Origin of the sequence: Peristeroidobacter agariperforans, assembly GCF_004138335.1 — a bacterium.
Classification (GTDB): domain Bacteria; phylum Pseudomonadota; class Gammaproteobacteria; order Steroidobacterales; family Steroidobacteraceae; genus Steroidobacter; species Steroidobacter agariperforans.
In genome coordinates, this window is sequence record NZ_RYFW01000002.1 from 261,602 (window position 1) to 285,539 (window position 23,938).

The 23,938-nt window shown below is 62.5% G+C and carries 20 protein-coding genes and 1 tRNA gene; 14 read left to right on the forward strand and 7 right to left on the reverse strand.

The window, feature by feature from the left end; genetic code table 11:
* Nucleotides 1–108 precede the first annotated feature (108 nt).
* Complete coding sequence (locus tag EK373_RS15055; protein ID WP_129644314.1) at nt 109–2,376, forward strand: TonB-dependent siderophore receptor; 2,268 nt, start codon at nt 109–111, stop codon at nt 2,374–2,376.
* A 3-nt stretch (nt 2,377–2,379) separates the two neighbouring features.
* Here the strand turns inward: EK373_RS15055 and map are convergent, their stop codons facing one another.
* Nucleotides 2,380–3,120 carry a type I methionyl aminopeptidase gene (gene map / locus EK373_RS15060; RefSeq protein WP_129644316.1) on the reverse strand — a complete coding sequence of 247 codons (741 nt, stop codon included), beginning with the start codon at nt 3,118–3,120 and terminating at the stop codon, nt 2,380–2,382.
* Between the two features lie 39 nt (nt 3,121–3,159).
* Complete coding sequence (locus EK373_RS15065; RefSeq protein ID WP_129644318.1) at nt 3,160–3,687, reverse strand: hypothetical protein; 528 nt, start codon at nt 3,685–3,687, stop codon at nt 3,160–3,162.
* A 95-nt stretch (nt 3,688–3,782) separates the two neighbouring features.
* Here EK373_RS15065 and EK373_RS15070 point away from each other — a divergent pair, with 95 nt between their 5' ends.
* On the forward strand, nt 3,783–6,566 hold the full coding sequence (locus EK373_RS15070; protein WP_129644320.1) for a S8 family serine peptidase: 2,784 nt from the start codon (nt 3,783–3,785) through the stop codon (nt 6,564–6,566).
* Nucleotides 6,567–6,638: 72 nt separating this feature from the next.
* On the opposite strand, the gene EK373_RS15075 is transcribed toward EK373_RS15070, so the two are convergent.
* Nucleotides 6,639–7,472: an N-acyl homoserine lactonase family protein gene (locus EK373_RS15075; protein ID WP_129644322.1), complete on the reverse strand. Its 834-nt coding sequence runs from the start codon at nt 7,470–7,472 to the stop codon at nt 6,639–6,641.
* A 141-nt stretch (nt 7,473–7,613) separates the two neighbouring features.
* Between EK373_RS15075 and EK373_RS15080 the strand changes: the two genes are divergently transcribed.
* The 4 genes from EK373_RS15080 to EK373_RS15095 all read left to right on the forward strand — a co-directional run bounded on the left by EK373_RS15080 (nt 7,614) and on the right by EK373_RS15095 (nt 11,542).
* Entirely contained in the window at nt 7,614–9,317 is a 1,704-nt protein-coding gene (locus EK373_RS15080; RefSeq protein ID WP_129644324.1) for an Hsp70 family protein, read from the forward strand.
* 5 nt (nt 9,318–9,322) lie between these two features.
* A complete protein-coding gene (locus tag EK373_RS15085) occupies nt 9,323–10,675 on the forward strand; it encodes a J domain-containing protein (RefSeq protein ID WP_129644326.1) in 1,353 nt (450 codons plus the stop codon).
* Between the two features lie 124 nt (nt 10,676–10,799).
* Nucleotides 10,800–11,267, forward strand: a complete 468-nt coding sequence (locus EK373_RS15090; protein ID WP_129644328.1) for a universal stress protein — start codon at nt 10,800–10,802, stop codon at nt 11,265–11,267.
* 199 nt (nt 11,268–11,466) lie between these two features.
* Nucleotides 11,467–11,542: transfer RNA gene (locus EK373_RS15095), tRNA-Thr, on the forward strand.
* Nucleotides 11,543–11,565: 23 nt separating this feature from the next.
* On the opposite strand, the gene EK373_RS15100 is transcribed toward EK373_RS15095, so the two are convergent.
* Complete coding sequence (locus EK373_RS15100) at nt 11,566–12,621, reverse strand: DUF1579 family protein (protein WP_198683365.1); 1,056 nt, start codon at nt 12,619–12,621, stop codon at nt 11,566–11,568.
* 97 nt (nt 12,622–12,718) lie between these two features.
* On the opposite strand from EK373_RS15100, the gene EK373_RS15105 reads away from it, so the two are divergent.
* The 6 genes from EK373_RS15105 to EK373_RS15130 all read left to right on the forward strand — a co-directional run bounded on the left by EK373_RS15105 (nt 12,719) and on the right by EK373_RS15130 (nt 20,442).
* A complete protein-coding gene (locus EK373_RS15105) occupies nt 12,719–13,651 on the forward strand; it encodes a LysR substrate-binding domain-containing protein (RefSeq protein WP_129644330.1) in 933 nt (310 codons plus the stop codon).
* Nucleotides 13,652–13,756: 105 nt separating this feature from the next.
* Nucleotides 13,757–15,076 carry a sugar MFS transporter gene (locus EK373_RS15110; RefSeq protein ID WP_129644332.1) on the forward strand — a complete coding sequence of 440 codons (1,320 nt, stop codon included), beginning with the start codon at nt 13,757–13,759 and terminating at the stop codon, nt 15,074–15,076.
* Nucleotides 15,077–15,265: 189 nt separating this feature from the next.
* On the forward strand, nt 15,266–15,652 hold the full coding sequence (locus EK373_RS15115) for a VOC family protein (RefSeq protein WP_129644334.1): 387 nt from the start codon (nt 15,266–15,268) through the stop codon (nt 15,650–15,652).
* A gap of 25 nt (nt 15,653–15,677) precedes the next feature.
* Complete coding sequence (locus EK373_RS15120) at nt 15,678–16,580, forward strand: class I SAM-dependent methyltransferase (protein ID WP_129644336.1); 903 nt, start codon at nt 15,678–15,680, stop codon at nt 16,578–16,580.
* Nucleotides 16,581–16,704: 124 nt separating this feature from the next.
* Nucleotides 16,705–19,959 (forward strand): amidohydrolase family protein, encoded by a 3,255-nt coding sequence (locus tag EK373_RS15125; protein WP_129644338.1) that lies wholly within the window; start codon nt 16,705–16,707, stop codon nt 19,957–19,959.
* Nucleotides 19,960–20,184: 225 nt separating this feature from the next.
* Nucleotides 20,185–20,442, forward strand: coding sequence for a hypothetical protein (locus tag EK373_RS15130; protein WP_129644340.1), 258 nt, complete (start codon nt 20,185–20,187; stop codon nt 20,440–20,442).
* A 56-nt stretch (nt 20,443–20,498) separates the two neighbouring features.
* Here EK373_RS15130 and EK373_RS15135 read toward each other — a convergent pair whose 3' ends face one another.
* Genes EK373_RS15135 through ftrA form a run of 3 tightly spaced genes read right to left on the reverse strand, consistent with a single transcriptional unit; the run spans nt 20,499 to nt 22,981 of the window.
* The gene (locus tag EK373_RS15135) at nt 20,499–20,777 is read right to left on the reverse strand and encodes a Dabb family protein (protein WP_129644342.1); all 279 of its coding nucleotides are present in this window, start codon (nt 20,775–20,777) and stop codon (nt 20,499–20,501) included.
* A 36-nt stretch (nt 20,778–20,813) separates the two neighbouring features.
* On the reverse strand, nt 20,814–21,983 hold the full coding sequence (locus tag EK373_RS15140) for an MFS transporter (RefSeq protein WP_129644344.1): 1,170 nt from the start codon (nt 21,981–21,983) through the stop codon (nt 20,814–20,816).
* Nucleotides 21,984–21,994: 11 nt separating this feature from the next.
* Nucleotides 21,995–22,981: a transcriptional regulator FtrA gene (gene ftrA / locus EK373_RS15145; protein WP_129644346.1), complete on the reverse strand. Its 987-nt coding sequence runs from the start codon at nt 22,979–22,981 to the stop codon at nt 21,995–21,997.
* Between the two features lie 92 nt (nt 22,982–23,073).
* Between ftrA and EK373_RS15150 the strand changes: the two genes are divergently transcribed.
* Entirely contained in the window at nt 23,074–23,475 is a 402-nt protein-coding gene (locus EK373_RS15150) for a rhodanese-like domain-containing protein (RefSeq protein ID WP_129644348.1), read from the forward strand.
* The gene (locus EK373_RS15155; protein ID WP_129644350.1) at nt 23,472–23,933 is read left to right on the forward strand and encodes a GNAT family N-acetyltransferase; all 462 of its coding nucleotides are present in this window, start codon (nt 23,472–23,474) and stop codon (nt 23,931–23,933) included. Before EK373_RS15150 ends, EK373_RS15155 begins: the two co-directional genes overlap by 4 nt.
* Nucleotides 23,934–23,938: the final 5 nt, after the last annotated feature.

A 23,938-nucleotide genomic window follows, 5' to 3' on the forward strand; every position in this document is an offset into this window, starting at 1 on the left:
ACCGCGCCACCTCCTATATAAGAGGGCGCTCCGGTCGAGCCAGCCAGTTCTCGAGAATCAAACAACGTGTGCCCGTGAATTTCGTGGGTTGGCACGTCAGGGACAGTTATGGCCGGCTCACGGGTTCGTTCATTGAAGGGCGCCCTGCTCGGTGCGGGCATCGCGTCTGTTGCAGCCAATGGCGCTATCGCCGAAACAAACGCGGACGTTGCCGAGCGCAACACCATCGTTGTCACGGGCGTTCGCGAAAAGGGACAGGCGGCGGGCACGAAGACCGACACGCCGCTGATCGAAACCCCGCAGACCATCACCGTCATCGAGGCCGAAGAGCTGGCGCGTCGTAACGCCCGTTCCATCAACCAGGCGCTGAACTATGTCGCCGGCGTTTCCGCCAATCAGCGCGGCGGCATGGTGACTCGTTACGATCAAATGTATCTGCGCGGCTTCAGTCCGGCGTTCTACCTGGACGGTATGCGTTTGATCGCCGGTCCGTACTCGACGCCGCAGGTCGATTTCAATCGCGTCGATCATCTCGACGTTGTCAAAGGTCCGGCTTCGGTGCTGTATGGCAACTCGTCGCCGGGCGGCTTGGTGAATCTCACCAGCAAGACGCCCGAGCCGATCGCGTTTCAGCGGCTCGAGGTCGCCGCGGGCAACTACGATACGCAGCTCGCGAGCGTCGATATCAACCGGCCGCTGGATGAAGCTGGCCATTGGTTGTTCCGTGTGGTCAGCGGCGCGCAGCGCTTCGACGGCTTCACAGACATGACCGAGAGCGAGCGCACGCACATCAGCCCGATGCTCACGTTTGCGCCCTCGGAGCACACCAGCTTGACGTTGATCGGGGCCTATCAGCACGACCCCAAAGGCGGCGGATATTCGGGCGTGCCGGCGTTCGGCTCGGTGCTGCCGAATCCATTCGGCGAGCTGCCCGAGGACATCAACACCGGCGATCCGGATTACGAGGTGTTCGATCGTTACCAGCGCACGTTCTCGGCGCTGTTCCGGCACGACTTCAACGAGCATGTGTCGTTGCGAACCAATGCCCGCTTTCACAACACCGAGTTGAGCTACCGCCAGATCTATGTCGCGGGCTTCCCGACGACGGGCGCGGGGGCGAGTCGCAACACGGACTTCTCGAGGATCATTCGCGGCGGCGGCGGCGCCGACGAAGACTTCGATACGATGACCGCCGACACCAGCCTGGCAATCAAGTTCTCGACCGGGCCGCTGGCTCATAGCGTGCTCGTAGGCGTGGACTATCAAAACATCGACGGCGAGAATGTCCAGCACTTCAACACCGGCGAGACCGACAACCCGACGACCAGCATTCCCAATCTGAGTTTGTATGCGCCCACTTATCGCGGCGTGATGCCCGCTCTCGACTTGACGCTACTGTCACCGGGTTACACCAACACCAGGAGCGAGCGTGAGCAGATCGGCTTTTATGCGCAGGATCAGATCGAGATCGACCGGCTGCAGCTGATCGCGAGCGGCCGCTACGACGATTACCAGCAGGATTCGCTCAACAAGAAGAACGACGTGACGACGCCGCTGTCCCAGCACGCCTTCACCGGGCGGCTGGGCGCGTTGTACGAGCTGTCGATGGGGCTCGCGCCGTTCGTGAGTTATTCCGAATCGTTCGAGCCGCAGGCCGGCACGACGTCTCAAGGCGATCCGTTCGACCCGGTGACCGGCCGTCAGTATGAAGTGGGCTTGAAATATCAGCCGCGGGCCCTGAACGCGTTGTTCACGCTCGCGGCTTATGACTTGCGCCGGCAAAAAGTGCCGGTGGGACATCCGAACGCCGGCGCCAATGGCATTCCCAACAACGCGCAGGTTCAGATCGGCGAAGTGAAAGTGCAGGGTGTCGAGCTGGAAGGTCGCGGCGAAGTACTGCCGGGATTCGAAGTCGTGCTCACCGGCACGTACACCGATTCCGAAATCACTCGAGGTGCGCCGGCAAGTGGCGTAACGCCGTCAACGACGGGTACGCGTCTGCTCGGCGCGCCGGTGTGGATGGCGTCGACTTTCCTGAGCTATGACTTCGGCGTGGCGCGTCCTGAAGGATGGCTCGGTGGCCTGACGCTCGGCCTCGGCTCTCGCTATGTTGGCGGTTCCGAGGGCACGACGACATACGCGGTCATCAACAACGTGCAGCAGTTCAGCCATTTCACGACCGACAGCTTTGTGCTGGTCGACGCGTTGGCTTCTTACGATCTGGGCCGCCTGTCGTCTGCTCTGGGCGGTGCACAGCTGGCCTTGAACGTGGCCAACCTGTTCGACGAAAAGCACGTCACCGCGTGCCCATTCTCCAACAGCTGCTACTTCGGCGCGTCGCGCACCGTCGTCGGCACTTTGCGTTACGAGTGGTGACGATCAAGTCACGACGATCGGACGATCGCGCGTGATGATCATTGTATGTTCGAACTGCGCGCCTCGGCTGCCGTCCGGGGTGCGCAGAGTCCAGCCGTCCGGGGCGGTCACTGCCGTGGTCGCGCGCGTCGTCAGGAACGGCTCGATGGTGATGACCCAGCCTTCCTTCAACAGCATCCGATTGCGCGGCTCAAACGTGTTCGGAACTTGCGGGTCTTCGTGGATGTAACGGCCCACGCCGTGGCCACACAGATTGCGCACGACTCTGAATCCACAGCGCTTCGCTCGGCGCTCCACGGCGCGACCGATGTTGTGCATCGGGACGCCAGCCGTCGCCTGTTCCATCGCATCTTGTAACGCTTGCCGGGTCGCTTTCAGAAGCTGAGCCGACTGAACGGACACGGTGCCGACCGCAAAGCTCGCGCCAGTGTCGGCCCAGTAGCCGTCGAGCTCGGCGGAGACGTCGATGTTCACCAAGTCGCCCTCGCGCAGGACTCGCTGCGAGGACGGGATGCCGTGAGCGATGTCGTCGTTGACGCTGATGCAGGTGGTCCCCGGGAATCCGTACGCCAGTTGCGGCGCCGAGCGGGCGCCCTGACGATCGAGAATTTCCCTGCCGATCGCGTCCAGTTCCGCGGTGGTCACGCCCGGCGCCACACGAGCGCCCATGGCATCGCGCGCTTCAGCCACGATGGCGCCGATGCGCTGTAAACCTTCGATGTCGTGCCGGCCGTCGATGGACATGTCATTCACCTGAAATTCGACAGCGTAAAGGGTACCCCACTACCGAATGATTTGCCCGCGCCGGCGCAGCGCCTGTCCAAAAAAGCGCCGCGCGACTTCCAGCAACACCAACGCCGCTGCGCCGACTTCGAGCAGGATCGTCGTGTTCATCGTCGAGCTGTGAGCTGACAGCGGCGCGACGACGTAGTGGCCGAGACTGTCCAATCCAAGCACGGCGTACACCGCCAACAACATCAACCCGATCGACTCGCGCCCTCGGTATACCAACAGCGCGCCGATGCTGCCGAGCGCGGTCATTCCGATCCACGCCAAGTAGACGCCGCCGCGAGACCACGAGGCCGGCAGGCCCGGATAGTCGCGGAGAAACTCGGCGTTGTGTACAAAGTGCACGAGGCTCGCCACGGCATAGCAGGCGAGCAAGAGGAACAGCAGCCGTTGGTTCGGGCGAGTCACAAATGTTTCCGTCGACGACGTGACTGCTATGTAACAAACGTTCGCGCACTGCGTAAAGCATCTATCTTGAATCGCAACCGTCGTCGGCGTAGCGTCGAGTGCGAACGTGATCATTCACGTAGGAAGATCCGATGTGTTTCGGGCGCATCGTCGCCCCGAAAACAACAACGATCTGGCTCCCGTCGGAATACAAACACGGAGTATGTTTCATGAATAGGCATGAGGGATTGCTTTGGCTGCGATCCGGCGCATCGCGCCTGACCGCGCCCGCCCTGGTTCTAACAGCTGCCGCGCTGGGATTCTCGCCCTTGACCGTCGATGCCAAGCCTGCCGCGAAAAACCTGGGCGGTGGCCTCGAGCAGATCGCACAGCCAGCGGCTGCTGCACGTCGGGCCGCAGTCAGCGAAGTTCAGTTGACTCATCCCATTCAGTTCGACGCCGCCGGCCGCGCGCTGGTGCGTATCTCGCTGGATGGCAAAGTGCCGGCCGCGACGGTGATAGAAAGTTTGAAAAGCACCACAGGCGTGGAAGTCACGGCCACCGACCTGAGTTATCGCGCCGGTGTGGTCGAGGCGTATGTGCCCGGTGGTTCGCTGTTGAGTATCGCCGGCAAAAAAGGCGTGCTCGCTGTCGTGCCGTCGAGCCCGATGGTCACCAACGTCGGGGCGACCGACAGCCAGGGCATCGTTCAACATCGCGTTGACAAGATTCCCGGCATCGATGGCTCGGGCATTACTGTCGGTGTGATGTCGGACAGTTACGATACCAACGTCGCACCGAACAGCGCCGCCGCCGACATCGCGACCGGTGACTTGCCCGGCGCCGGCAATCCGCTAGGCAACACCGAACCGGTGGTCGTGCTGCAAGATTGGCCGTTGGCCTCGGATGAAGGCCGCGCGATGTTACAGATCGTCCACGATATGGCGCCGAAGGCGCGGCTCGGCTTCGCAACGGCGAATGGCGGCGAAGTCAATTTCGCCAATAACATTCGTGCACTCGCCGGCTTCCCGGGCGCGCCGAACGCGGTGCCAGGCTTCAAGGCCGATGTCATCGTCGACGACATCATCTATCTGGCCGAGCCCTTCTTCCAGGACGGCATCGTCGCGCAGGCGGTCGATGAAGTCGCGGCGGCGGGCGTGTCGTATTTCTCCTCCGCCGGCAATCGTCCCGCCACTCAGGCGTACGACTCGAAGGTGCACCTCGTGCCGGGCGAGTCCGCTTCGTGGGCGGGTACGAATCTCGACTTCAGCGCGGTCGATCCGGCCCTGTATGCGGGCGGCTTCCACGATTTCGCCGGTGGCAGCGCCGTCGATATCGCGCAGACCATCGCATTCAACAGCGGCAGCACCATCGTGTTCCAGTGGAACGAGCCGTACGATCCGATCCCGCCGACACCGGTGGGAGCGCCGATCGTTGCCGGCGTGAACACGGTGCCCCCGAATGGAACCTCGACGTTTACGTTCCCCGGTACGGCCGGACAGTTGGTGGAAATATTCGTCGATGCCGACGACACCACGACCGGGACGCCGAATCCGGATCTGACCTTCGCTTTGTTCGATCCGAACGGCCAGCAGATCCAGTTCGTGGATTCGACCACGAATCCGGAGTCGCTGATCCTGGAGCTGCCGCTCGCCGGCACGTACACCGTGCTGGTCGACAGCTTCACGGCGGAGCAGTTCGGTGACTATTCCTATCGCGTGCAACAGGTGGAAGTCGTCGAGCAGGTGCTTTCCGATTACAACCTGCTGTTCTTCCTGCCGGATGGAACATTCATCGGCTCGTTCGCGGAACAGAATCGTTTCACCAATCGACCGGTGGAGATCGGCCAGCTGCCGGGCGCGACGTTGCAGATGGTGATCGCACGGGCCAACACGCCCAGCAAGAACCGGAACGTGGCGGATCGCATTCGCTATGTCGGCTTCAGCGGCGTGAATCCGCAGGAGTACTTCAGCTATCTGGGGCCGGTGACATACGGTCACAACTCGGCCGCGGGCGCGATGGGGGTCGCGGCCTATGCATTCTATGCGCCGTTCGTTCCGGAGGCGTTCACGTCGCCCGGCCCGTCGACGATCTACTTCGACAAGAACAACAAACGTTATCGTTCGCCGCTGATCCGGCAGAAGCCGGATATGGCTGCGATGGATGGCGCCAATACGACGTTCTTCACGTCGGATTCGATCGTCGATCCGGATACCTTCCCGAACTTCTTCGGCACGAGCGCGGCGGCTCCGCATGCGGCGTCGATCGCGGCGCTGGTGCTCGACGCAGCGGGCGGGCCGGGCTCGGTGAAGCCGGAGCGTATGCGCAAGATCCTTCAAGACAGCGCGTTCAGGCATGACCTCGATCCGTTCTTCTCATCCGGCTTCGCCTTGTCGGGCGGCAGTCTGGTTGCGATCAACGCGTCGGCGGATCAGAACTCCATCAGTCAGTTCGATCCCAACGTGTTCACGATCACCCAGCTCGGTTTGAGAAAGCTGGCCAGCCTCTCGATCAACGGCAGCGGCGGCAATGTGACACAGGCGACCCAGGGCATCGTGTTCGACGAGCGGACCACGCCGGCTCCGGCGCCGGGTCAGTCGTTCGTCGTCGGTCGTACGGTGGGGCTGGATGCATCCGACGTGACGGCCGCGCTGTCGACTCCGGCGGATCCGCCGGGTGTCGCCGGTCAATACAAACAACTCGATCTCGCGTTCCGTTCAGGATCGTTCCGCAGCGGCGACTTGTTGTCGTTCGGCATCGATCGCGACGAAGCCGATGCCGCCGGGCCGAATGTCGCCGCGGGCGGCAACTCCGCCGACTTGTTGGGCGGCGGCGTGCTGATTCCCTCTGGCAACGTGGTTCCGGGCGGCGCCGGCTTCTTCGGCACCTATGAAGGCGGCGGCGGCTTCCGCGGCGAGTTCTTCAACCTGATCGGCAAGGGCTACAGCCAGCTCGACGGCTACGGCTTCGTGAATGCCGAAGCGGCGGTGAAGGCCGTGCAGAAGAAAAAGTAACCAGATCTCTCGCGCTATCGTGAGATCGAGGGCCCGCGGCGTGAGTCGCGGGCCTTTTTTTGTCAGCTGACGTTACTCTGCGCCCGCCGGAAAGGCGGGCAGCTTGCCGATGTCGGCCTGCTCATGCTGAATGACGACGGTGGCGCGCAGGTTCTTCGCAAGGTTTTTGAATCGATCCAGCGAGGCGAGCGACTGCGCGCGATCGGAGTTGAAGATGGGTACGCCGTTCGTGGCGTAGTTCTCTTCGAAGTGCGCCACGTCGCCGGACAATAGAACGTAACCTTGCTTCGCCAGCTTCACGAGCAATCCGTGATGGCCCGGCGTGTGTCCCGGCAAATCGAGCATGACGACGCTACGATCGCCGAACACGTCTTTGTCGCCGGTGACTTCTTCCAGCTTGCCTGCGCCGTTGAGCCAGTGCGTAAGAGGTTTAGCCCGTGCGCTGCCTGGCGTTCGTAGCGCATCGATATCGCCTTTGCCCATCAATAGCCGCGCCTGCGGAAACAGCGCCGCCTGGCCGGTGTGGTCGTAGTGATAGTGACTGATGCCGATGATTGCGATCTGCTTCGGATCGACACCGAGTGTCTGCAGCTGATCGGGCAGCGACTTGCTCAGGCTCTCGCCGGTCGCGCCCGCACCTTGCAACGGTTTGCCGAGCGCTTCGATCGACAAGCCTGTGTCCCACAACATGTATGTCTCGCCGTGCTTGATGAGGTAGCACGCCGCTGTCAGCTGCTTCGACTTGCCGAGGTACGCATAGGTGTCGGAGAACAGGTTCAGGTCGTCTTCCTGAATTGCCCCGCAGTCGAGGCGCCAAAGCTTCACCGGCGCGGGGGAGGCGGCCGGCGTTCCGGTAGCAACTAGAAAGACGGCGATGGCGAGCAACGTCAAGGATCGCGGGTTCATGAGGGAAGCCAGTAGTTTTACAAACGTATGGCAAATGTTAGCCGGAAATGGGCAGCCCTGGTGTTTTTGTGACGGCGGCCCGGTCGCGCGGGGTCTCCGGCATTTGTAATATCCCATCGGCAGCGGGAGGACGGAATAACAATGCTGGTGGGGATCGACCTGGGCACGACTAACAGCCTGATCGGCGCGTGGGTCGAAGACAAGCCGCACCTGATCAAGAACGCGTTTGGAGACGTCCTGACGCCTTCGGTCGTCGGCGTGGACGACGGCGGCGGCTTGCTGGTCGGCGCCGCCGCCAAGGACCGATTGATCTCCCATCCCCACCTGACCGCCGCCGGTTTCAAGCGCTACATGGGCACCCAGTACGAGGTGCAGCTAGGCACTCGACGCTTTCGCGCGGAGGAGCTGTCGGCGCTCGTTCTGCGGTCGTTGAAAGAAGATGCCGAGGCGTTCCTTGGCGCGCCGGTGACTGAAGCTGTCATTACGGTGCCCGCGTACTTCAACGACACTCAGCGTAAGGCGACGCTCGCAGCAGGCAAGCTCGCGGGCTTGCACGTCGAACGCCTGCTCAACGAGCCGACGGCGGCGGCGCTCGCTCATGGCCTTGCCAACAAGAACGCGGAAACGAAATATCTGGTGTTCGATCTGGGCGGCGGCACCTTCGACGTCTCCATCGTCGAGCTGTTCGACGGCGTCATCGAAGTGCACGCGAGCTCCGGCGACAATTTTCTGGGTGGCGACGATTTCCGCGATCAGCTGGTCAAGCTGTTTCTGGCGCAGCATGGCGCGGCGCTGAAGATCGATCCGTTGAAACCGCCGCAGGCGTTGCTCGAGCGCACCTCTCGCCAGGCGGAGCTGGCCAAGCGCAAGCTCACCAATGCGCCGACCGCGCAAATGTGTGTGACGTGGGAGGAGCAGGAGCTGCGTTGGGACATCACGGCGGTCGACTTCGAGCGCCATTGCGAGGCGTTGCTGAACCGGCTCTCGCGTCCCATTCAACAAGCGTTGCGCGATGCCCGGCTGCGTACCGGTCAGCTCGATGAGGTCGTGCTCGTCGGCGGCGCGACTCGCATGCCGATGATTCGCAAGCTGGTGACCAAGCTGTTCGGCCGTTTCCCCGTGGTCGACATCAATCCCGACGAGGCCATCGCGCAAGGCGCGGCGATTCAAGCGGCTTTGAAAGCACGCAATTCGGCGCTCAACGATGTGGTGATGACCGACGTGAGCCCATACTCGATGGGCGTGGAGGTCGCGCGTGAGGTGAGCGAGCAGCAGTTCGAGCAGGGCTTGTACGCGCCGATTCTCGAACGTAACAGTCACATTCCGATCAGCCGCGAGGAGCGCTTCAACACGCTGCAGGACAACCAGACGCAGATCAATCTGCGAGTGTTCCAGGGCGAGAACCCGCTGGTGAAGAACAACATCCTGCTCGGCGAGATCAACGTGAAAGTGCCGAAGGGGCCGGCGCGGCAGCAGTGCGTGGACGTGCGGTTCACCTACGACCTCGACGGCCTGCTCGAGGTGGAAGTGACGGTGGTTGCGACCGGTGAGAAGCAACGCCTGGTCATCGAAGGCAATCCTGGCGTGCTCAGCAAAGAAGAAATCGACCGGCGTTTCGGCGAGTTGTCCAAGCTGAAGCTGCATCCGCGCAACGACCTGGTCAACAAGCAACTGCTGGCGCGCGCCGAGCGTGCTTATGAAGAATCGCTTGGCGCGGCTCGCGAGGCGATCTCACATCGATTGGTGAGTTTCCAGAGTGTGATCTCGCGGCAGGAGCGGCGGGAGATCGCTCGTGCGCGCGAAGAGTTCGAATCGTTCCTGAATGAACTAGAAGCGGATCGCTAGCCTCTATGCGCGAGACTCCCTGGACGGTGCTCGGCATCGAACCGACGACGGACGAGCGGGCGATCAAACGGGCGTACGCTTCGCTGCTCAAGGTAACTTCTCCGGAGAAGGATCCGGCTGGTTACATGAAGCTGCGCGAGGCCTATGAGAGAGCCAAGCAACACGCGGAATATCTCGCCTTACGGGAACGGAGCGAGACGGAGGAGGAACCGGACGAATCGCACGAAGCTGATGCTGTGCCGACGCCGGAGCCCGAGCCCGTCATCGAATCGCCGCAGCGGCGTGCTTTTGCCGAGTTGCATGCGCTGCTGGACCAAGGACAGGGCGATGCGTTCCTGGAGAAACTTGCAGCGATCAAGGCCGAGAACCTGTTCGCGACACTCGACGAGCAATATTTCTTTACCGGTGAAGTTGCGCGCCTGATCCAGGAATTCAAGATCGACGACGTCGAGTGGTGCGGTCGGGCGGCCGAGTTGCTCGGCGCTCGCGAGCACGAAAACATTTTCGACGGCGATCCGCGTTACTGGTACGCATATCAGGAGGTCCTGCGCTGTTACAGCGCATTGTTGGCGAACCGCGCCCAGGCACACCTGGATCAGCGATCCGGCGAGGAGCTTGCGCCAGGATATTTGCACGTCTATCACGTGCTCACAGCGCCATTCGATGCCGAGCGACTGAGCGCGCTCACGCGCTCCCAGACGTACTCGCGACTGGCAGAGCGCATCCTGGAGCGCGCCAGAAGCGATATGAGCATCGCCATTCCCGCGGAAAACAGAGAATGGTGGGAACGCACCGCCATGGCCGGACAGCACCAACCTGTCGCGGAGCCGGCATCGTTCACGGTAACCGGGCCGATCCCGGTGCAAAACGAGCGCAGGTTTCCGTTCTGGGCGATATGGGTGCTCTTTGTCGTTCTCGCCCAATTCGCTCGTGCCTGCTCCGATACGCACACCAACGAGTCAGCCACCCGGGATTGGAAGTCTCGCGAGACCAACGAACGCTTCATGGCGCCACAGGTGAGGAAGTGGCGTGAGGACCTGGAGCGCCAGGAGCGTGAGAGCGCAGCGGCCAAAGAACGATTGGATGCTCGTTTGACGAGCTGCGACGAAGAGACGCGCGAGGCCATCCTGACGCAAATGTACATCGCCGCAGCGAACAAGCGCTTCGAAGCAAGCTCGGACACCACCAAGTGGCAGACGCCATCGGGGCTGAGTCCTCCGGGCCGCCCGTTCACGATTGCAGACGCTGCAGCCCAGCTGCCGTTGGACGAAAGCGACCCGGTAATCGCGGCACTTCTCGACAAGTGCCGGACCGTCAGCCTGTACGCAGACCCGGGGAAACTGATCGAGAAGCCCTGAGAAGAGCGCCGTTGTCGCGTGTGAAAAGTTGTTGGACCAAGGCCGCATAGACCCATCGCCACGGTTCGCTCACTTTCGCTCGTCATCTCAGGCAAGCAGTCGGTCCTGCCGCAGGAGCTTTGTCATGTACAGACGAATCCTGGTTCCAGTCGATGGCAGCGCGGCAGCGTCGCAAGGCTTGAATGAGGCCATCGAGCTCGCCAGCAGTTTGAAAGCGCGCATCCGCCTGCTGCACGTCGTGGAGCCCATCGTCATGATGCCCGCCGAAGCGATGGCAGGCGCCATCGTCGACCTCGCCGATGGTCTTCGCAAGGCCGGCGCCGAACTGTTGGAAGAGTGCGAGAAGAAAGTTGCGAAAGCCGGCGTCGAGGTCGAGCACGCCTTGATCGAAGCGATCGGACGCTCAGCAGGCGAGTGCGCCGTGAAGGAGGCCGAAGAGACAAAGGCCGACCTCATCGTTTGCGGCACTCACGGCCGCCGCGGCGTTCGCAGATTGTTGATGGGAAGCGATGCGGAGTACATCGTACGCCGCGCGCCCGTGCCGGTGCTGTTGGTGCGGCACCAGGAGTCGGCAGCCAAGGCGGCGGCGTAAGTCTGTTACTCGATCAGATGTGATCGATACTACAGCTGTCTATGGTGCCCGCCGGCTCCACAAAGAAGTAGAACGGTGTCAGCCACACCTATCGGGCTGTATTGCCAAGCAACGAGCTGACCGTGGCAGCCTGACACCGGCGGCAACCTGGAGGTTCCCGCCGGCGCGGATCTGGCTTACAATGCCCGACCTTCTCCGGGCTGGCTTAGCTCAGTTGGTAGAGCTACTGATTTGTAATCAGTGGGTCGGGGGTTCGAGTCCCTCAGCCAGCACCACCTTACGCGCGTTAGAGCCTGATTCACGCCTTCCGAGTCAGCTCGCTGATCCAGTTCGTTTCCCACGTCGCGCCATTGTCTGCGGACCACGCTTGTTCCCAATGCGCAGAGGACGGCGTGATACGCGACCACTGCGCTCGCACCTTGACCGGCTTGCCATCGTGCACGTCATCGCCCAGGAACGTGCCGACGCCATCCCTGAAGCTGCCGCGCTCCGGCGTCGAGATCTGCGAGGGATTGCGGCTGTCCATCCACCAGCTCAGCCATTGTTTGCTATCGCGATCGTAGGCTCGCAGGCTGACGCCGTGGAATGCCCCGCCAGGTGCGTTGAACGTATTGTCGGCAACATTGCCGAAGCCGCCGAGCACGGGCCAGTTGGTAAGCGTGTTGTCGAACTCTTCCCACTGCGTGCTGCCGGCCAGTCGCTGTTTGAGTCGACGGTTGTTGGCGTGCCAACTGCCGACCAGAAAATCGAAGTCGCGAGGCGCGTCGTCGAGCCGAGGCAGAGACGTGGGTTTCGCGCTGGTGCGAGTGAAGTAATTGCGCCAGTTCACTTCCCACGTCTTGCCGTCGTCGGGCGAGAACGCTTGCTCCCAGTTCGGACGTTTGCTGTGAATGTCGAGCCAGCGGAAGCGCACGATGACCGGCCGGCCTCTCAAGGTGTCCTTGCCGATGAACGTGCCGGTGTCGGCTTCGATGCGACCGAGCACGGGCGGATCGAGCCGCGTCGGATAGCGGCCGTCCATCCACCAGATCGCCCACTGCTGCGTGGCCGGATCGAAGGAGCGGATCGACAGTCCGCGATAGATGCCGTCGGGCAGCTCGACCACGTTGTCATCGACGTTGCCGAGCCCGTTCAGCGTCGTCCACAGCACGCTCTTGCCGTTGAACTCCTGCCAGTCGTTGTTGTTGGTGAGGCGCTCTTTCAGTCGTCGGTGCCAGACATCCCAATTGCCGATCAGCCAATCCCAGTCGTGCGCGTGGGCCGAAACGTCCTTGCCGTTCGCCAACAAGGACGGGCTGGCGGCGGCCGCCCCCGCCATGGCCATCGCGATCATCACGTCTCGGCGATTCATCATCGGGGACATCCTCAGTTGTTGTTCCTTACGAGGATGGTGGCAACACGCGGGTGAAGTTGACCACGCGAAGATCGGGCCTATACCCTAAGGCAAACTTATGGTGTGGGATCACCGCTTTCCGTCGCTGGCTTCGATTCGTGCCTTCGAGGCCGCGGCACGCCTGCGCAGTTTTGCCAAGGCCGCCCAGGAGTTGGATACAACCGCGGCGTCGGTGAGCTATCACGTGCGTCAGCTCGAGCGGCAGATCGGCGTGATCCTGTTCCGGCGTCATCCGCACAAGGTCGAGCTCACCGAGCCCGGCGAGCTGATAGCAACCGAAGCGATGAGTGCATTTGCAGGCCTGCGCGCCAGTTTCATTCGCGCGGTCGATCTGGATCAGTCGCGCCTTGCGATCACGACCTTGCCGACGATCGGCACGAGCTGGCTGACACCTCGGCTCGGGCGGTATCGCGCGAAGCATCCGGACATCCAGTTCGAACTGGATTTATCGGCCGATGCGCAGGACCTCACGACCGGCCGCTTCGATGCCGCCATTCGCAACGGTCACGGGCGATGGCCCGGCCTGCGCGCGACCAGGCTTTTCCCGAGCATCTTCATGCCTCTGTGTATTCCTTCGATGAAGGCTGCGGCGGCGAAGCTCGCGGATCCGAAGCGGGCGAGGGAAGTGCCGCTGCTCGGACGAACTGATTGGTGGACGCTGTGGTATCAGGCGCTGGGCTTCGATGAGGTGCCCGCGCTCAAGAGCATTGGCGCGAACCTGTCGATCGAATATCTGGACATCACCCAGGCGCTCGCGGGCGACGGGGTTGCGATCGGCTCGCCGATTCTGTTCAAAGCCGAGCTCGACGCGGGGCGGCTGGTGCCGGCGCACGACCTGGTGGCGACCGATGGCCGGGCGTTCTGGTTCACGGTGCCGGTCGCGCGCCAGGACAGTCGCAAAATCAGTCAGTTTCGCGACTGGATCCAGGGTGAAGCGGCGGCTGCGCGCGATTCGGCGGCTGCTTTCATCCGGCGGGCGAAAGCAGGCTAGCTCGTACAGAATTGCCAGAAGTCTGCGGACGCCGCGAGCCGCTGTTGCTGGCCGGCCCGTGACCTGAGCTATACTCAGACAATTCGCCCGCCCTCGGAGCAGTTCATGGCGTCACCGGTGTCGTCTCTCCCTGCCAGCAACAGTGCCGGCATCACCAGCACACAGAAGTCGGCGCTCACGCTGCTCGCCAGTCTGTTCTTCATGTGGGGCTTCATCACGGTCATCAACAACACGTTGCTGCCCCACCTGCGCTCCGTGTTCGATCTGACCTATACGCAGACCACCTGGATCGAGTCGGTGTGGTTCATCGCTTACTTCGTGGCCTCGATTCCCTCGGCCAAGCTGATCGAGCGCATCGGCTACAAGCATTCGATGGTGGTGGGACTGCTGATCATGGCGGTCGGCGCGCTGATCATGATTCCGGCGGCGAGGATTCCTTCTTATGGCGTCGTGCTGACGGCGTTGTTCACCATTGCTGCGGGCATCACGCTGCTGCAGGTCGCAGCGAATCCCTACGTCGCAGTCATCGGGCCGGCAGAGAGTGCATCCTCGCGCCTGAACCTCGTGCAGGCGTTCAATTCCATGGGCACGACGTTCGCACCGTTGTTCGGCGGCTATTTGATTTTGAGCCGCAGCGCCTCGGGTAATGTCGAAGGCGGGGCAGCCGTGTTGACCATGGAGCAGCGCCTGGCCGACGCGCAGTCGGTGCAGCTGCCTTATTTCATCGTCGCGATGGTGCTGGTCGTGCTGGCCGTCGTGATCGCGCGTTACAAGCTGCCGGACCTCGACGCTGCCACACGCCGCCTCGACGCTGCCGATCGCAAGAACCATTCGCTGTGGAAGCACCGCAATCTGCTGCTGGGCATTCCCGCGATCTTCATTTATCTGATCGCCGAGATCGGCGTCAGCAACCTGTTCATCAACTTCGTCTCGGCGCCGGAGATCGGCAACCTGACGCACACGCAGGCGTCGAACTATTTGTTCCTGCTCTGGGGCGGCATGATGGTGGGCCGTTTCGTCGGCAGCCAGCTGATGCGCAAGTACCAGGCGGAGAACGTGCTGGCGTGGGCCGCGACGGGCGCGTTCATCGTCATGATGGTGACGGTGTTCGCGAGCGGCAAGCTCGCGATGTGGAGCCTGATCTCGGTCGGCCTGTTCCACTCCATCATGTTCCCGACGATCTTCACGCTCGGCATTCGCGGCCTGGGCCCGCTCACCGAAGAAGGCTCCGGCCTGTTGATCATGGCGATTGCCGGCGGCGCGCTGGTGGTCGTGCAGGGACGGCTCGCCGATATGTTCGGTCTGCAGGCGTCGTTCCTGCTGACCGCGGTGTGCGAGCTGTACGTGCTGTTCTACGCGATCTGGGGCTGCAAGGTCACTGCAGCCGAGCCGGAGCAGCATTTGACCGCGCCGACCAACAAGTAAGCTCGATTCTGTCGCCAGCGCTCGAAGACCGACTGCGAGGTCTTCGAGTCCTCGGCCGCGCCCATCCTCGATTGCTCGCGGCCAGGCGAGCCTCTCGCGAGACAGGGCGCAATTACAGCGGTTGAACCCCTCATCGCGCCGATGCCATCCTTGGCGTCCACTCATCGAGGTTGTCGCAGGGGGACCGCCATGATCGATCATCTCGGCATTGCCGTGCCGGATTTCGCTGCGTCCAAGAAATTCTATCTCGAGGCCCTGGCGCCGCTCGGCATCGGCGTGGTCATGAACGTGCCCAAGGAAGAGAGCGGCGCGGCGAACGATTTCACCGGCTTTGGCGCCGACGGCAAGCCCTTTTTCTGGATTGGCCAAGGCGTGGCGCCGCAAGGCATGCACCTGTGCTTCACCGCGCAGACTCGCGCGGCGGTTGACGCGTTCTACAAAGCAGCACTCGCTGCCGGCGCGCGTGACAATGGCCCACCGGGCATTCGCGCGCATTATCATCCGAGCTACTACGGGGCCTTCGTCATCGACCTCAACGGTGTGAACCTCGAAGCGGTCTGCCACGGGCCGGCCTGAAAATCATCAACGCAGGAGAAAAGAAATGAGGAATGTATTGCTCACGTCCGCGCTCGCCATGCTTACAGCGCTGTCAGGTTGCTCGAAGCAGGAGCCGGCGACGCAGGCGCCGCCCGTTGCGGAAGCGACTCAGCCGGCGGCAGAGGATCCCTTGGTTGCGAGCATCGACGGCGAGTGGCGCAGCGCTGACGACAAGTCGCGCGATGTATACCGTCACCCGAAGGAAGCGCTGGAGTTCTGGGGACTCGCGCCAGGCATGACGGTGCTGGAAGTGCAGCCCGGTGGCGGCTGGTGGAGCGACATTCTCGCGCCGTACGCGAACAAGACGGGCGGCCAGTATTACGCAACCGCGGCTGACCTCGGAAACCCCGAGCTGCCCGAAGCGGCCAAGCAGGCGCGCAAGGATTTCGAAGCGCGCTTTGCCGCGAAGCCTGATGTGTATGGCACCGTGCAGTTCGTGAACTTCGGCGCCAAGTCGGCTCCGCTGCCGGAGAACACTTTTGACTTCGCGCTCTCGGCGCGCTCGTTCCATGGCTGGATGGGCAGCGGCGTCACCGACAAATTCCTCAAGGATTTGTACGGCGCGCTCAAGCCCGGCGGCATTCTCGCGATCGAGCAGCATCGCGCCAATCCGGGCGAGCAGGATCCCAAGGCGGCAAGCGGCTACGTCACCGAAGAGTACGTGATCGAGCAGGCGCAGAAGGCCGGCTTCGAGTTGGTGGAGAAGTCCGAGATCAACGCCAACGCGAAGGACACCAAGGATCATCCGTTCGGCGTGTGGACGCTGCCGCCCACCAAGCGCACGCGGCCCTACAGCGAAGGTCCCGATGCGAACGACCCGAACTTCGATCGCGCCAAGTACGACGCGATCGGCGAGTCGGATCGCATGACGCTGAAGTTCCGCAAGCCGGCGGCCGCAACCGCCTGAAACAAGCCGACATGACACTCGGGCGGCTGGTGCCCACCGGGCACCGAGCCGCACCGAGAACGCGCCGGTTCGTCAGATATCCGGTCTATAAGATGGCCCGACAACGATTCAACAGGGGTCATCGATGAGTGGACGAAGCAACGCCCGCCCGGCGCTCGTATTCTGTGCGGCGCTGGGCGCCGTGCTTGCGGCTCAGGCAAGCGGCGCTGCCGGTAGCGAGCCCGCATATCGCGACATCAGCTTCACCGCGTCGGAAGGAACGTGGATGAGCCTGGATGTGAGCCCCGACGGCAAAACCATCGCGTTCGATCTGCTCAACGATATTTATGTGATGCCATCCGAAGGCGGCGCGGCCAAGGTCATTCACTCCGGCCCGGCCGTTCAACGCAGCCCGCAATTCAGCCCCGACGGCAAGTCGCTGGTGTATCTCAGCGACCAGACCGGCGCCGACAATATCTGGATCTCGGCGCCCGATGGCGCAGGTGCGCGCCAGATCAGCAAAGAAACTTTGGCGATGATCACCGGGCCGGCGTGGGCGCACGACGGTCGCTCCATCGTCGCAATCAAGACCAACGCCAGCACGTACGAAATGAAGATGTCGGAGGTTCGCCGCTTCTTCCTCGACGGCGCGCCCGAGCAGGTTGTCGTGCCGGCACCCGAGAGCGGCAAGGATGTGCAGGAGCCGCGGCTTGCCTCCGATGGTCGTTATCTCTATTACACCGAGCGCAAGGGCGGCGAGCACTACGTGTACTTGAACACGGGGCTCAGCAACTTCGTCATCCGCCGGCTCGATATGCAAAGCGGCGAGAGCCTCGATCTCATTGCTGGATTCGGCAGCGCGACGACGCCGCAGGTTTCGCCGGATGCCAAGAGCGTTGCGTTCATTCGCCGTGTCGGCGCGAAGACGGTGTTGTTTCGCTATGACGTAACCGCGGGCACGCAGCATCCGGTGTATCAAGAGCTCGATCGCGACCTGCAGGGCGACTACATCCCGCAAGAGCATTACTACCCTTCGTTCGGCTGGTTTCCAGACAATCGATCCGTCGCGATCTGGGGCAAGGGTCAGCTGTTGAAGGTGGACATGCAGACGGGCGAGGCGACACAGATTCCGTTCCAGGCGCCCGCGCATCATCGGATTCACAAGTCGTTGCGCACTCGGCTCGAGTCCGCGCCCGGTCAGTTTGACGTTCGTATCTTCAGACAGCTCGCTGTATCGCCGAGCGGCGAACTGGTGTTCCGCGCGCTCGGCAAACTCTGGCGGCAGGATCTCGCCGGTCAGCGCGCTCCGCAACGTTTGACGAAGTCAGTGCAGGCGGAGAGCGAGCCGGCCTGGTCGCCGGACGGTCGACAGCTTGCGTTGGTCGAATGGAATGACGAGACGGGCTCGTCGCTCAAGCTGCGTGCTGCCAACGGCAAAGAGAAAGTGATCGCGCGCAGCCGCGGCGCCATCAGGCAGCCGCAGTTCTCACACGATGGCCGTCGTGTTGCCTATCGCATCATGGAGCCGGATGGCGCCATGGGCGGCGCGGCCGATCGCGCTGGCATCTATCTCGTCAACGTGGACGGCACCGGCGCGAAATTCCTGACGGAAGGCAGCGGTCTTGCGCCGTTCTCAGCCGACGACAAGCGCATCTATTTCTTCGGCGAGCCGGACTTCTACGGCCGCAAGGCAGTGCTGCTGCGGAGTATCGGTGTCGATGGCAAGGACGCGCGCGATCAGGCGTATGCCGAGACGGCGGACACAGGCGACTTCGTGCTCAGTCCTGACGCGAAGTGGCTAGCGTTCAAGGAATACAACCAGCTCTATGTGATGCCCTACAAGGAGAGTGACAAGGCGCTGGCGGTTACAGCTGTTGGCAACAAGGCAGCCCGGCGCCTGACGGCGACCGATGGCTTCGAGCTGGTCTGGACGCCTGATTCCTCGAAGATGCTCTGGATGCTTGGCCGCGATCTCTACGTGAGCTCGCCGAGTGACACTGGGATCGTCGAAAGGGCTCAGCGCGCAATCAATTTGAGCGCGAAGGGCGACGTGCCCGAAGGCGTCCTCGCTTTTGTGAATGCACGCATTCTGCCGATGACCGATGAGAACGTGATCGAACGCGGCGCGGTCGTCGTCGAGGGCAATCGAATCAAAGCCGTCGGTCCGATGGGCAGCGTCACTATTCCACGCGACGCGAAGGTCATGGACCTCGGCGGCAAGACGCTCATGCCCGGAATGTTCGACGCGCACGGTCACATCGACTGCTGCTACATGACCGGTGTGACGCCGGTGAAGCGCCCGACTCATTACGCGGCGTTGGCCTATGGCGTGACCACGAACTTCGATCCGTATTCGAACGAGCTGACCAGCTACGAAGCGACCGAGATGACGCAGGCGGGCGAGTTGGTCGGGCCACGCTGGCTGAGCTCGGGCTTTGTGATTTACGGGCGCTCCGGCAAGCCGGATCGCGTGTTCAATCAGATCCGGAGCCTGGACGACGCACGCAGCATCGTGCGGCGGAAGCAGGCGATCGGCGGCCACATTCTCAAGAGCTATAAGCTCACGACGCGCGAACAGAAGCAGTGGCTGCTGCAAGCGGCCGCGGAAGGCGACTTGATGGTGGACGCCGAAGGCGCCGGTCATTTCTACGACAACGTCAGCATGATTCTCGACGGCCACACCAATCTCGAGCACAACCTGCCGGTGGCGACGTATTACGACGATCTGTTGCAACTGTTCAGGAATTCGTCGATGTCGAGCACGCCGACCTTGATTGTCACGTTCGGCGAGTTGTTCGGCGAGAACTATATCTACCAGCACCAGCAGCCTTGGAAAGAGAGCAAGGTGCTCACTTACATCCCTGGAGTGAACAACGCGTACAACCCGATCGCTGGTGCCGGCGAGGCGCCGTTGCATGTGCGTGGCATGCAGTCCATCCATTTCGCGGATGAGCTGTATGACATCGGCTTCCGCTCGGTGGGCCGGTCGGTGAAGCGTCTCGACGACGCCGGTGTGACGATCAACGTCGGCTCGCACGGCCAGGCGTCCGGCATCGCCATTCATTGGGAGATGCAGCTGCTGGCTGAAGGCGGCATGGCGCCGATGCGAATCCTGCGCGCCGCGACCATCAATGGCGCGCACACGTACGGACTGGATCATCAGCTCGGCTCGATCGAGCCCGGCAAGCTCGCCGATCTGATCGTGCTGGATCGCGATCCGCTCACGGATATTCGCAACACCAACAGCGTTCGTTACACGATGGTGAACGGCCGGCTATACGACTCGCAGAGCATGAACGAGATCGGCAACTACGATCGGCCGCGCACCAGGTTCTATTGGGAGCTCGGCGAGCGTCACGGCATCGATTGGAGCCCGGCGTGGACAGGTCACAGTCACTGAGCTCAATCGTGGTTTGTTCGCACAACCTGACGTGTATCGCACTACAGTTATGGCCTACGTCAGCTCGGTTATTTCTTGCGGCCTGCGCACATTTCCGCATGCAACTCCACGAGCGGCCACGCGTTTAACACCGCGATGTCGGGCGCAGCATCGATGAGGGCGATTTCACCTCCGTGATTTGCACGGCGGGCCTCATAGAAGTTCCACGCGCCGAGGAGACTTTCAATGGCGAACGAGCGTAACAATCCTGAGGAACGGAACCGCACTCAGCAGGGCAGCAACGACCCCAACCGGAATCAGCAGCAGCAACAGCAGCAGCAAGGCAACCGGCAGCAGCAGGGCGGTGGTCAGCGGTCGGGTCAGCAGGAGCAGCAGAGCGGACAGCGTAATCAGCCCGGCCAACAGTCGGGTCAGGGTCAGGTCCGTTCACCGCAGCAGAGTGGTGGCAATCAGCAGCAGGAAGACAAGGATCGTAACCGCTGAGTGAGTGCAACTCGCCATCGGACGGGCGCACTCGCGCCCGCTCCGATGGCGGTCGATCAGGCTTCGTAGTCCAACACCCACCGATCCTGAATCAAACCGCCCACCACCTGCTTCACCGGCACGTGCACTGGATGGTCGGAATACGCGTTCAGCGCGGCCCGATCCGAGAATTCGGTGTAAAGACCCAGATCGACCGGTGAGCTCTCCGCAAAATTGACCCCGACTTCCAGGCTGAGCAGGCCGGGAATCTTGCCGCGCATGCTCTCCAGCTCCTGCTTCACTCGCGCCACATCCGCTTTGTTCTTCAGACGCCACAGGACGATGTGCTTGATCATTGCTGGTTTCCACCGATCGAATCGAGGTGCGCGATATTACATCGCGGCGGCAAATTGAGTGCGACGTAGTGCGAGATAGGCCGCGAGCAGCACCGCCCAACCGACGGTCAGCACGATGGGAATCAGCTCCAGGCCCCACTGCTGAGCGATCAAGCCGCACAACGCAGGCAGTGCAGCCAGGCCCACTGCACCCATCGACACCTGCAAGCCGACGGTGTTCGCGGTATGCCGCGGACCGACGCGTCCGGGCGTGGTTGCAATCAGCGAAGGAAAGATCGGACCGGCGGCGAAGCCCATCAACGCGATCGCGGCGGTGTCGACGATGGGGTGCAGATTGAAGATCAGCGTCACGACGCCGACCAGCGCGGCGATCATGCAGAGTTTGATGATGGAATCCGGGTTGGCATTCGCAGGCAGGAATGCATAGCCGAGCCGGCTCGCGAACAAGCCGCCCCAATAAAGCGTCACGGCCGTGCCGGCCGAGGCAGTGGCAATATCACGGGCTTCATACAACAACGAGAACACCCACGCGCCTGCGGCTGCTTCACAGCCGGTGTAAACCAGGAATACCAGCAGCGACAGCTGCACTTTGCCGAGCTGCAATGTTTCCAACAGTTTCGCCGGTCGCTGATGTTCTTCGTGCGATGTGACCGGTGGCGGCCACTGACGACGCGACAGGATAAAGGCCGCGGCCAGCACGATCTCGACGACCACGATGATTCGATAACCGAGCTGCCAGGGCCGCCCCGTTGTCAGCACCGTGGTCATCAACGCCGGCCCGGCAGCGGCGCCGACGCCATAGAACGCGTGCAGCACATTGACGAGCCGTGCCGAATAGCGGGTTGCGGCGTGAGTGTTGATCGCCGCATCGATGGCGCCGCCGCCGAAGCCCGTCAGCAAGCCCAGTGACACGATAACGATCCACGAAGGTGCGATGCTGTAGCCGAACAGGCTGATGGCCGTCAGCGCGCACGAGAACGCGAGCAGCTCGCCGATGCCCATCCGGCTCAGGATGACGCCGGTGGCCGTGCTCGCGATCACCGAACCCACGGTCAAAGTAATAAACAATGGGCCGAGCGCATCTTGCGGCAATTCGAAATGCGTGCGCAGCGCGGGCCATGCGACGCCGATGACCGCATCTGGCAATCCAAGAGCGATGAATCCGACGAAGCTCAGGATGAGCAGCAGCTTGTTCGGTCGTGACATGAAGCGGCCGGTCAGTTGCTGGCGAACTGGCGGCGGTACGTTGCCGGACTGGTGCCGGCAACGCGACGGAAATGGCGCCGGAATGTTTCCTGCGACTTGAAGCCCACCGCCTCGGCGACCCGGGGCAATGAATGACGCCCGGTTTGCAGCATGTCCTTGGCCAGCGCGACGCGCTCCCGAATCAGCCATTCATACGGTCCGAAGCCGACCGTTTCCTGAAACTGACGTTGCAGCGTGCGAGGGCTCATGGACGCGCGACGCGCCAGCGTTCGTAGCGTGTGAACTTGTGACGGATGCGCGCGCACCCAATCGATGAGTTTCGAAAGTCGGTTGCGATCGTCTTGCGGCATGGGACGCGGCAGATATTGAGCTTGTCCGCCTTCACGATGCGGCGGGATCACCAGGCGCTGCGCGACTTGATTCGCGATGCCGGCGCCATAGTCCCGCCGCACCAGGTGCAACAGCATGTCCAATCCGGCAGCGGAGCCGGCCGAGGTCAGCACCTGTCCCGAATCGATATAGAGCGAGTTGGGTTCCACGGTCACGCTCGGGTAACGTTTGCTCAATCGTTCGGCGTAGCGCCAGTGCGTCGTGACCGTCCGGCCATCGAGCACGCCAGCTGCGGCGAGCACAAACACGCCCGAGCATATGGTGCAAAGACGTGCGCCTCGCTCATATGCGGCCCGAATCCGGCGCAGTAACGCAGGCGGCGGTATTTCGTCCGCATTCCGCCAACCCGGAATCACGATGGTGTCTGCCTGATCCAGCAACGACAGCGAGTTGGGCACCTTGACCTCGATACCGCCCGCCGCACGCAACGGGCCGCGCTCGGCGGAGCAGACGGCAAAGTCGTACCACTCCACGCCCAGCTCGGGTCGTTCCAGGGCGAACAGCTCGACCACACAGCCGAATTCGAAGGTGCACAGTCCGTCATAGGCGAGGGCGACGACGCGGTGGCGGCGCTGGACGCGGCGGCTGTTGCGGGCTGTTTTGCTCATGGCGCGATGTTACCGATCTATGGCGTCAGCGCCAGTGGGGGGCGGGGCCAGTTTTGCGCAGAATGCTGACACCTTCCAAGCCGGAGACAGTTATGACAACCGCCGTGACCGCCGTCGCCCCCGCTGCCAGTGACCGAGCACTGAAGCACTTCGAGACGGCGCTCGAGTTCGAAACCGATTGCTGGGACGTGCACGACTCCATGTCCGGCGGCAAGCAGGATTTCGTGCTGCTCGACGTGCGCAGTCATGCGCTCTATGAACAGGGCCACGTGCCTGGCGCGGTGAGCTTGCCGCACGGAAAGATCGTCGAAGGAACGATGAAGGACTATCCGGCCAGCACGGTGTTCGTCGTATATTGCGCGGGGCCTCACTGCAATGGCGCACATCGTGGCGCGATCCGACTGGCGCGGCTGGGCCGCCCGGTGAAGTTGATGATCGGTGGCGTCACCGGCTGGCTGGACGAAGGGTTCACTTTGGAGACAGGCAAGAAATGATTCGTCGTGCCCAGGCTTCGGACGCGCGCCAGTTGTTGTCGCTGATGCAAGGGCTGGCGCGTTTCGAGGGCTATGACGACCGGTTTGCGGTGACCGTCGACGCGCTGATCGAGCGCGGCTTCTCACCGCACCGTCCGCCGGAGTTCACGGCCTGGGTTGCCGAGCTCGATGCGTCGCTGGTGGGCTACGCGTTGATCTATGTGATTCCGTACACGTTCGATTTGCGGCCGACCGTGGTGTTGAAAGAGTTGTTCATCGGCGAGGCCGCGCGTGGGCGCAATTTCGGCCGCGGCCTGATGGATGCGGTAATCGGGCACGCGCGCTCGCTGAACGCGAGGCTGATCCGTTGGCAGGTGCTGCCCGACAACGAGCCGGCGAAGCGCTTCTATCGCCAGCACGGCGCTGCCCAGGATGCGGACTGGGAGAACTGGTTCATCGATCTGTCGACGATGGGGTAGAGGGC

Coding starts and splice junctions, on each gene's coding strand:
- EK373_RS15055 (WP_129644314.1), top strand. CDS start 109: ATGGCCGGCTCACGGGTTCGTTCATTGAAGGGCGCCCTGCTCGGTGCG.
- map (WP_129644316.1), bottom strand. CDS start 3,120: ATGTCCATCGACGGCCGGCACGACATCGAAGGTTTACAGCGCATCGGC.
- EK373_RS15065 (WP_129644318.1), bottom strand. CDS start 3,687: ATGATCACGTTCGCACTCGACGCTACGCCGACGACGGTTGCGATTCAA.
- EK373_RS15070 (WP_129644320.1), top strand. CDS start 3,783: ATGAATAGGCATGAGGGATTGCTTTGGCTGCGATCCGGCGCATCGCGC.
- EK373_RS15075 (WP_129644322.1), bottom strand. CDS start 7,472: ATGAACCCGCGATCCTTGACGTTGCTCGCCATCGCCGTCTTTCTAGTT.
- EK373_RS15080 (WP_129644324.1), top strand. CDS start 7,614: ATGCTGGTGGGGATCGACCTGGGCACGACTAACAGCCTGATCGGCGCG.
- EK373_RS15085 (WP_129644326.1), top strand. CDS start 9,323: ATGCGCGAGACTCCCTGGACGGTGCTCGGCATCGAACCGACGACGGAC.
- EK373_RS15090 (WP_129644328.1), top strand. CDS start 10,800: ATGTACAGACGAATCCTGGTTCCAGTCGATGGCAGCGCGGCAGCGTCG.
- EK373_RS15100 (WP_198683365.1), bottom strand. CDS start 12,621: ATGATGAATCGCCGAGACGTGATGATCGCGATGGCCATGGCGGGGGCG.
- EK373_RS15105 (WP_129644330.1), top strand. CDS start 12,719: ATGGTGTGGGATCACCGCTTTCCGTCGCTGGCTTCGATTCGTGCCTTC.
- EK373_RS15110 (WP_129644332.1), top strand. CDS start 13,757: ATGGCGTCACCGGTGTCGTCTCTCCCTGCCAGCAACAGTGCCGGCATC.
- EK373_RS15115 (WP_129644334.1), top strand. CDS start 15,266: ATGATCGATCATCTCGGCATTGCCGTGCCGGATTTCGCTGCGTCCAAG.
- EK373_RS15120 (WP_129644336.1), top strand. CDS start 15,678: ATGAGGAATGTATTGCTCACGTCCGCGCTCGCCATGCTTACAGCGCTG.
- EK373_RS15125 (WP_129644338.1), top strand. CDS start 16,705: ATGAGTGGACGAAGCAACGCCCGCCCGGCGCTCGTATTCTGTGCGGCG.
- EK373_RS15130 (WP_129644340.1), top strand. CDS start 20,185: ATGGCGAACGAGCGTAACAATCCTGAGGAACGGAACCGCACTCAGCAG.
- EK373_RS15135 (WP_129644342.1), bottom strand. CDS start 20,777: ATGATCAAGCACATCGTCCTGTGGCGTCTGAAGAACAAAGCGGATGTG.
- EK373_RS15140 (WP_129644344.1), bottom strand. CDS start 21,983: ATGTCACGACCGAACAAGCTGCTGCTCATCCTGAGCTTCGTCGGATTC.
- ftrA (WP_129644346.1), bottom strand. CDS start 22,981: ATGAGCAAAACAGCCCGCAACAGCCGCCGCGTCCAGCGCCGCCACCGC.
- EK373_RS15150 (WP_129644348.1), top strand. CDS start 23,074: ATGACAACCGCCGTGACCGCCGTCGCCCCCGCTGCCAGTGACCGAGCA.
- EK373_RS15155 (WP_129644350.1), top strand. CDS start 23,472: ATGATTCGTCGTGCCCAGGCTTCGGACGCGCGCCAGTTGTTGTCGCTG.